Source organism: Actinospica sp. (genome assembly GCF_035552695.1).
Taxonomy (GTDB): Bacteria; Actinomycetota; Actinomycetes; order Streptomycetales; family Catenulisporaceae; genus Actinospica.
Genome location: NZ_DASZKT010000033.1, coordinates 1 through 3396 on the forward strand (window position 1 = coordinate 1; position 3396 = coordinate 3396).

General features: G+C 68.8%; 2 protein-coding genes. Both read left to right on the top strand.

What is annotated here, in order from left to right:
- Positions 1-444, top strand: a 444-nt coding sequence (locus VG296_RS05740; RefSeq protein ID WP_325563826.1) for a hypothetical protein, incomplete at its 5' end; no start/stop codon positions are given.
- Positions 445-903: 459 nt separating this feature from the next.
- Positions 904-3396, top strand: a 2493-nt coding sequence (locus VG296_RS05745) for a hypothetical protein (protein WP_349259468.1), incomplete at its 3' end; no start/stop codon positions are given.

The following is a 3396-nucleotide window of genomic DNA, read 5'->3' on the forward strand; positions in this document are numbered from 1 at the left end:
AGCAACCTTGAATTGGAGAGTGCCGTGACCACGGACGAGACCACGCCCAACTACTACGCGCCCGGCCCGCTCAACCCGGACGAACTCGCCGACGTTCTCCGCACCGCGTACGCCCTGCTGCGCGAGGACAAAGACCACGACGTGTTCACGCTCCTCGACGTCCTCGCAGCAGACCGATACCCCGGCATGGATCGAGACGCGAGCTACCAAGTCGCCCGCGCCGTCCTGAAGTTCCTTGTGGGGATCGGAGCGAGCGAAACGCGCGAGCCCATTTTGGCGCTGCACCTCTGGCACCGACGGAACCTCGACCCTGGCAGTTCGATCGTGCCTCTGGAGTGGGCGCTCGCGGGAACCGTCAGGCAATTCGACGGCGACCCGCTCTTCAGGCGAATTGAGGCGTCGAGCACCGCGCGGCAGGACGGAGCTCGCGGCCCGACTGGATGACCCGACAGGCCACTTCTGCGGCTACGGCTCATGCCGTACGTCACGATCCAGCATCAGCCGTCACGGAGTCTGCGATTCGGACAGCGCTGCCGTGCCTGCCTCGCCCGCCTACGATCGAGTGACGACGGACACACCAGAAGCGGATTCGAAGTGCGGTCGCGACAAATATGCGACAATGGCGTGGCCTCAGCGGATTAAGGTGCTGGTCAGAGAGGTAGACTTACTCCTCTTCCAAACTAGCTACGCGGGTTCGATTCCCGTCGTCCGCTCCACACGGGGCCCTGCAGTCGCTGCGGGGCCTCTTTACGCGTCTTTATATCGGATTGTCGTTCTTGTTGCGGGGATGTGACGCATTGTCCGCACGTACACACCAGCTGTGCGGATAAGATCTGCGCGCAACGGACTTGCGTTCGCGCACGTCTTAGAGCTGCGAAGGTCCGTATCAAGGAGGGGACGCAGGTGAGCGACGATTCGCCGAAGAAGGGCGGCTGGGACGGCTGGTTCGCCGGCGGGCCGAGTGCGCCGGGGGGCGAGCAGCCGGAGCAGGAGCAGAGCGTCCCGGCAGCACCGCCGAGTTCGGCGCCGGAGTCGGCGGCCGAGCAGACCGACTGGACCGTGCCGCCGGTGCGCGAGGAGCGGCGGGCGCCGGAGCAGACGACGCGGACCGCGCCGGAGCCGGAGAGCGCGTCGCCGTATCCGGATTCCACGGCGACCCAGATGGTGACGCCGCACACGCCGGATTCCATGGCGACCCAGATGGTCACGCCGCACACGCCGGATGCCATGCCGACCCAGATGGTCACGCCGCCGAAGGCTGACTCGTGGGATGCCGCGCCGACTCGGATCGTGCCGTCGCCGACCTTGGACGCGGCGCCGACTCAGATCGTGACGCCGTCCACGCCGCAGACGCCGGATGCCATGGCGACGCAGATGGTCACGCCGCAGACGCCGGATGCCATGGCGACGCAGATGGTGCCGGCGACTCCGGCGGCCCCGGAGAACCCCGCTCCGGCTCCGGCTCCGGCGGACACCTGGCAGCCGCCGCAGCCGGCCCAGATGTGGGGCGACGCGAAGCAGAACGGCCAGCCGCAGGCGCCGCAGCAGACTCAGCAGCCGCAGCGTGGGTACGCGGCGGCCACCGCGGTGAATCAGCAGCCGCAGCCGGCCCAGGCGTCGCAGCCGCAGAACCAGTCCCAGCCGTACCACCTCCAGCAGCCGCAGGCTCAGGCGTACCACTCCGAGCCGCAGCCGCAGAGCGGCTACGGGCAGGCCCCGCCGAGCCGTCCGGCCGCCGGGTCCGAAGAAGCCTTCCGGGGCGACGAGGCACGGCCCGCGTCGCGCAAGAAGCTGTTCCTGGCCAGCGGGATCGGGGCCGCGGCGATCGTCGGCCTGGCCACCGTCCTCGTCCTCAATCAGGGTTCGCTCATCGGCTCGCCCTCGCCCAAGCCGACGCCGAGCGGCTTCCAGCCCACCGGGACGAGCGTGACCGGTGACGCGGAGCAGACTGCCCAGGCGTTCCTCGCAGCTTGGGAGGGCGGGAACTTCAAGCAGGCCGCCTCGTACACGGACGACTCGGCCGCCGCGCAGTCCACGCTCAGCGCCTACAGCAGCAACCTGAATCTCAATGGTCTGCAACTGACGGCCACCGGCTCGACCGCGCTCAGCACCGCGTCCGGCGCGGCGAGCGCGTCCGCTTCGAGCTCGACTGCCGCTACGGCCTCCGCGTCCCCGTCCGCGTCGTACGGTGCCGCGGCGCCCACGAGCACGGCCGGTGCGGTCACCTTCTCCGTCGTCGCCAAGGTCGGGTTGCCCGCGACGTCGACGTCTTCGACCTCCTCGAGTTCCGCGTCCGCATCGAGCTCCGCTTCGGCTTCCGCCTCCGCGTCCGGCTCGACCTCGTCCGGCGCGGCCGCCAGCTCGGTGACGGCGAACTGGTCGTACTCGTCGAAGGTGGTCGCCTACAAGAAGAACGGCGGCTGGTGGATCCAGTGGAGCCCGTCGCTGGTCGCGCCCAACCTGACCGCGAACGAGAAGATCGCCAGCGTCGCCCTCGCGCCCTCTGCGGCCGAGGTCACCGACGACGCGGGCAACGACCTCTCGTCCGCCACCGATCCTGGCGTGCACAACATCTACAGCGCACTGAAGAAGACCGCGCCGAGCGGTCAGGGCACGCCGGGCGTCGAGGTCGTCCTCGAGAAGACCGACGGGACGCAGATCAGCAGCAGCGCGGACGTGCTCAGCCAGGCGGTCAACACCGGCGTGGTCAAGACGACGATCAACACGAAGGCCGAGTCCGCCGCGCAATCCGCGGTTCTCAAGTACCCGAACAGCTCGATGGTCGTTCTGCAGGCGAGCACCGGCCACATCGTGGCGGTGGCGAACAACGACGGCGGCAACGACTTCGCGCTCACCGCGCGGATCGCGCCCGGCTCCACCAACAAGATCATCACCACGACCGCGCTGCTGACCAGCGGCCTGGTCTCCTCGCCGAGCCAGGCGGTGCAGTGCCCGGCGAAGATCGTGGTGGACGGGACCACGTTCGCCAACTCGCAGAACGAGAGCGAGCCGGCGGGCACCCCGTTCCTCACCGACTTCGCCAAATCCTGCAACAACGCCTTCGGCCAGTGGTACGACAAGATCGGCTCGACGACGCTCGCCCAGACGGCCGAGAAGTACTACGGGCTCAACGAGCAGTGGAACCTCGGCACCGGCCTCGCCGGCCCGTACTACCAGATCCCGTCCAGCGCCTCGAACGGTGAGCTGTTCCAGGAGCTGTTCGGCCAGGGCCAGCTCGAGACCGCGCCGCTGGCGATGGCCTCGGTCGTCGCGACGGTGGACTCGGGCTCGTTCAAGCAGCCGATCGTGGTGCAGGGCGCCGCCCAGCTGACCGCGACCTCGCTGCCCTCGAGCGCGCAGCAGAGCCTGTGGCAGATGATGAAGGCGGTCACGACG